Annotated in this window: 3 protein-coding genes and 1 tRNA gene; all 4 read left to right on the top strand. The window is 40.9% G+C overall.

Annotated features, from left to right (window positions below; all coding sequences use genetic code 11):
* Positions 1-267 precede the first annotated feature (267 nt).
* A tRNA-Ser gene (locus tag BLO31_RS19275) sits at positions 268-358 on the top strand.
* A 21-nt stretch (positions 359-379) separates the two neighbouring features.
* A complete protein-coding gene (locus BLO31_RS19280) occupies positions 380-1,723 on the top strand; it encodes a site-specific integrase (RefSeq protein WP_139159071.1) in 1,344 nt (447 codons plus the stop codon).
* A gap of 146 nt (positions 1,724-1,869) precedes the next feature.
* Positions 1,870-2,982: a tyrosine-type recombinase/integrase gene (locus BLO31_RS19285; protein WP_070970658.1), complete on the top strand. Its 1,113-nt coding sequence runs from the start codon at positions 1,870-1,872 to the stop codon at positions 2,980-2,982.
* 250 nt (positions 2,983-3,232) lie between these two features.
* Positions 3,233-4,615 (top strand): hypothetical protein, encoded by a 1,383-nt coding sequence (locus tag BLO31_RS19295; protein WP_070970664.1) that lies wholly within the window; start codon positions 3,233-3,235, stop codon positions 4,613-4,615.
* Positions 4,616-4,847: the final 232 nt, after the last annotated feature.

The following is a 4,847-nucleotide window of genomic DNA, read 5'->3' on the forward strand; positions in this document are numbered from 1 at the left end:
TTTCAGTGACTTAGTGAAAACTAAGCGCTAAGCCCGATAGCTTAGTTTTAGAAAGGTAGTGTGTGTTTGCGAAACGTCGCACCGCCCATCTGAGAGTAGGACATCACCAGGCTTTAAATACAATTTGACTTTATAGTTTGCATCTTTTGATGCTTGAGATGTTCAGGTACCCTTGTACGCTGAGCTTCTCAGCACAAAATCTTCTGCACATAAAGCCAAATTCATAATCAAAGCAGTTTTAGTAAGACTTTGATTACAAAAATTTGTGGAGAGATGGCTGAGTGGTTGAAAGCACCGGTCTTGAAAACCGGCATACGTTAATAGCGTATCTAGGGTTCAAATCCCTATCTCTCCGCCATATTCCCTAAGAAAAAAGCCTTTGTTTATCAAAGGCTTTTTTCGTTTCTGGCATGTTCTTCCTCAATTAAGAGGATTGACTCAGTCAATGTATATTTTCAAATCCGCTTCCGGCGTCTACTATACGCGGCTCTGTTTACCTAAATCATTAAAAAACAGTGGCTTTCCTTTTGATGTGAAATTGTCTTTGTATACCAAAGATCGCCCTGTAGCGATGGACAGGGGCATTGAAGCATTAAGCGTACTGCGTCCCATCATTCGTTCGACAACCCCTGATAGTTGCGTTAGGGAATTCAAAGAGCGCATTGGGATGGCTATCGCCTCCCTACGCTCAGACCTTAATATATCCACAGTTAAAACAAACTCACCCATCAGTCAAAAAAGAAAGACGCTACAGTCTGAAACATCAAATTTAAAACCTCAAACAAGAGAGAAAATTCTACCGTTACTGGCTTCCTTTATTGTCAGTAAACGCTTAGAAAACATTTCAGAGCTATCCATTCATCAGCTTGAGCAGCGCTCAAAATACTTTATTACGTCATGCAATATTACTTATCTTGATGAAGTCACTTCATCTGTGGCTATGCAGTTTCGAGATATCTTGTTATCAGAGCAGCGCAGTCATAAAACAAACCAGTTCTACTTATCGTCAATTAAACAATTTTTGGGATGGTGTATCGCAACCGAGCACTTGGATAAACAGCCATTTGAGTACATCAAGCTACCGAAGCCAAAAAGCACCAAAGAGCAGCGTTCTCGCCCACGATGGACGAAAGAGCAACTTAAGAAAGTGTTTACACACGATACCTTTGAGAATTCCAATGAGCAGTTGAAGTGGGCTTTGTTAATGATGGCTTATCATGGTTGCCGGCCTTCTGAGGTGTGCCAACTCACTGTATCTGATGTTTGCATGAAAGAGAAAACACTTACAATTAGCGACAGTGCGGTGAATCAGAGTGTCAAAAATAGCAACTCTCGACGCGTTATCCCCCTCCACTCCCTATTCCATGAATCGTCATTTAAGGATTTTGTTGATAGACGACATCAAGCCCAAAAGGCCCAGCTATTTGATTTTAAAGTGTGGGGAAGCGGTACTTTTTCTAAGCCTTTAACGGTCGCTTTTGGGCGGCTATTAACCCGCAAAGGATTCCATGTTAGGGAGCGCCCTACAGCTTATAGCTTCCGCCATACCTTCATTGATGAATTAAAAAAGCAAAATATTTCTGAGCATATTGTGGCGCAATTGGTTGGGCATTCTCATTCATCCCTAACATTTGGTCATTATGGAAAAACGCTTTCGGTAGAGTTACTTAGACCGCACATTGAGAAAATTGAGTACCCAGAATTAGAATGGATGTTGTCTTAATGAGTCGTTGAATATTGTATACTAATTTCACTAAGTAATTGTTTTTAAAGGTATTTTTGTTGACTTTGGGTGTGATTTTTGTTAATGTATAGGCACAATCATTAACATGTAATTGGGAGATGCATGTAGTAAAAAGGAGAAGCACAATGCAAACATTGTCTTCGTACATCAAAAAAATAAAACCCATCCTCGAAAGTCAATTAGCGTACACTTCATGGCGCTCTGAATGCTCACGACTCAATATCATTGAAAGAGAGTTGGGGCATTATCCAATTAATGAGATCAGCAATTCTGAAATCTTGATATGGGTTAATGAGCCCAAAAAAGCTAGAAGTAAGTTAGCACCCAAGAAACCATGGAAACCTAAAACTCGAAATGCATACTTAAGTTTGCTGAGCAAAATTTTTGAGCATGCAAAGAAAGACTTTGTCATTTCTAAGTCGCCTTTAGAGAGCGTTGTTCGTTATCCAAATGGCGACTCAGAGGCGCATCCATTCACTCAACGAGAAATCCAGTTAATCTCTCAGTATGATGAAACATGCTCTGTTGCTCGCTCTTTGTTCTCATTTGGTGTTTTGACAGGACTACGTATGAGCGAGTTAATAGCGCTTGCATGGAGTGATATCGACTTCGACAAAAAAATACTTTATGTAAAACGGGCAAAGCCTCTCGCAAAAGAATATAAAAGACCTAAAACCAGATCGGCAGAGCGCCAAGTTGAGCTAAGTGATGAAGCTATACGCATTCTGCGTGAAACTCAAAAACAAACGGGCGACCTAAAGATCCACACTATCAATGTTAAGCAACGGGACAATTTCAGTACTAGAAGAGAACGAGTTCGCTTTGTATTTATCAATAGTGCTACTCAGAAACCGTTTATTGATCCAAAGCAGTACGCTAAAAAGTACTTTACTCCGATGTTGCGAGCATTAGAAATAGAGCACAGAGGGCCGAACCAGATCAGACATACGTTTGCATCACAAGCTATAACCATGGGTCTTCCAAAAGAGTGGGTTCGTCGTCAACTTGGTCATGTGAATGACACGATGCTCGATCAACATTATTCGAAATGGATTGTGGAAGATGCAGGAGACAGTTGTGAGCGTTTCTCTAAGGCAATGAGAAGTTCACTAACCAGCGAACAAGAAGCAAAAGTTGACAAAGCTGTTGAGGTTACAATAGAGCCAGTTAAACCTTCTGTTATCGCATGGATACTGAAGATGCTGAGGAAGCCGTCCTTGCGGAAACACACTCAGTAATCTCTCTAACACTTAGTGAGAACTGACTAAATAACCAATTTACAGATAAAAATAATAAGAGAGTAAATTATGACATATCAAAAAACTGGAGTTTCACTCCACCGATTAAGTGCCATTGAAAAAGTGGCATTTAATCATAACCAGCTGTGCTTCAATGGCACTTTCCACTTCGTGAAAGATGCCATTAAAGCGGCTGTCCAGAGCTTAGCTCTGGGTATGATACTTGGCCACCTCCTACAGGAGGTGCATCATGACCAGTAATCAAAAACTTACACCCGTTCGCCTTAACCATTATCGCATCAACTTTACTCATCGACATGAAGACAGTCACAAGGCAATGTCTTCTGTAAGGCATAGTTTGCGTATCGCCTTGAGTCAAACCAAAAAACTTGAGTGGTTAACTGAATTTGAATCTTCGAATCTTATTTGGTTACCAGCCTTCGGAATACTAAACTTTGAGCGAATGACAACAAAAGACAGAGAATCATTAGCTCGATTTATTGCCCCCAAGCCTAGACTCACGAATAAAATTCGTTGGCAGAAAAAGCTCAGTGACGCAAAACGAAAACTTAAAAAAGCACTGAATACTGAGCAAGGGCAAGGCCACGATAAGATAGCCATGGTGCTATCAGCACTGATTAATCATGCTCGTGACGAGCAGATCAAGCTTGATTTAAAACGCGTAGAAAAGCTTGATATGATGCGTAAATCTCAGCGCATGAACACACTTGAGCGCTACATTGAGGCACATAATCGATTAGCGGATGAACCTCGCAATGAAAATGCGGTGTACGTACAGGAAGGTATCTTGAAAATCCCGCACAAGTGGGGAATTTCTACTGATATCATTTCAGAAGAAGAATACGTGAATATCACCAAAGACTTTTTACTGCACTACTTCCCAGATTATCGAATCAAGGCCATTGTGCTCCATCACGATGAAAGGCTGTGGGATGAGGTCATCGGTCGCTATAAGACGACCGGAGCGCATACCCATTACTACCTTTCTGGAATGAACACCCAAAGCGGTGAATACGATTTGAATCGAGCACAAATCCAAGTTGTTGAAGCTTACATGAAAGAAAAAGGCGTCTCTGAAACAATACTGTCGAAAGATACCGATATCTCGAAACTCACTCGTGAGCAGACTCGATTGTTTGGTAAGTATTTTCAAAAGATGCTGTATGAGTACGTCAATACTCACCTGCTAAATCCAAAAGGATTCAATGCAGAATTTGCACCTGAAACAGAGCGTCAATCGACCCAGCGGAAAAAGATGAACGAGCAAGCGAGATTGCCAAAAATGCTTCGTGAGTACAACTTACTGCAAATGAACACAGACCGAGCTCAAAAGCACTTCAGTGCTTTAGAACATCGAATGAAGTTTCTAAAACGCGTTGTCGCAAATACGGAAGATAAAGCCGCACACCAATTGGCGAGTGTACTAAAGGATGTGTATGTACGTACCTACTGCATGCAAAACTCATTGGACAAACAAGCGGCTGATTACTTGTTGAAAGTGACTAAGGTTGTTGAAGAGCATTTATCGATAGAGATGAAGTCAATGCTTCATGAGGTTGCGGTCGAGCTGGATGATAAAGATTTGGCGTATCGACTAAAGCCAAGCGCATAATCCACTAAATCACCAAAAGGGCCAGCAATCGTTGGCCCTTCTTTTGGAATAAACTGGCTATCCCCTATCGCTATCAGCTTCGCCCTATTCCCCACCAAGCGTTCCCTAAAAATAATTGAAAAAAATTTAGCCATTGAAGCGTCTGTAAGTACTCAGTTTTTTGAAAATCCATTAAAATCAATCATTTTTCGAGTGTTCCAATTTCAAATAAAGCTTGGTACTCTATATTTGT

Source organism: Vibrio sonorensis, assembly GCF_001854765.1.
In the GTDB taxonomy this organism is placed as follows: Bacteria; Pseudomonadota; Gammaproteobacteria; order Enterobacterales; family Vibrionaceae; genus Vibrio; species Vibrio sonorensis.